The organism is Metamycoplasma neophronis (genome assembly GCF_006491995.1).
GTDB classification, from domain to species: Bacteria; Bacillota_I; Bacilli_A; order Mycoplasmatales; family Metamycoplasmataceae; genus Metamycoplasma; species Metamycoplasma neophronis.
Genome location: NZ_VHHP01000022.1, coordinates 1 through 637, shown reverse-complemented (window position 1 = coordinate 637; position 637 = coordinate 1). Strand labels below are relative to the sequence as shown.

At 65.9% G+C, this 637-nt stretch carries 1 protein-coding gene; it reads right to left on the bottom strand.

All coding sequences use genetic code 4. The annotated features are described in order from the left end of the window. Window positions 1–637 (bottom strand): PPE family protein (locus tag FJR74_RS08315; protein ID WP_503465745.1); only part of this gene is annotated, 637 nt, incomplete at both ends.

Here is a 637-nt window from a genome sequence, read left to right as displayed (position 1 = left end):
GTGCTGCCCGTTCCGCTATTGCCGATGCCGGTGTTGAAGCTGCCCGAGTTACCGATGCCGAAGTTGCCGGTCCCGGAGTTGAAGAACCCGATGTTGCCGGTGCCGGAGTTGAACAAGCCGATATTGCCGGCACCGGAGTTCAGGCCCCCGATGCCGGTGAGGGTGTCCCCCACCAGCCCGATCCCGATGTTGCCGGTGCCGTTGTTGGCCAACCCGATGTTGCGCACGCCCTGGTTGGCGAAACCATAGTTGGCGCTGCCGGCATTGCCGAACCCCGTGTTGCCCAGGCCGGCCGCGCCGGCGGTCAGACCCGAATTGCCGAAACCGATATTGCCGTGGCCGACGTTGGCGAAGCCGAGGTTGCCGGTGCCGACGTTGCCCAGCCCCAGGTTTTGCGCACCGAGGTTGGCCGCGCCCAGGTTAACGTCCCCGACGTTGCCGAACCCGACGTTGAAGTTGCCCACATCCGCCAACCCGATGTTGAGGATGGGGATCTGGTTCAACGCGGTCCCGGCCGCAGACACGCCCGACAGCTGATGGCCGACGTTGCCGAGGCCCGACAGCACCGCCGGCGTCCCGAGCGGCAACACGCTGGTGTTGTAGATCCCCGAGACACCCGAGCCGACGTTGAGCACAC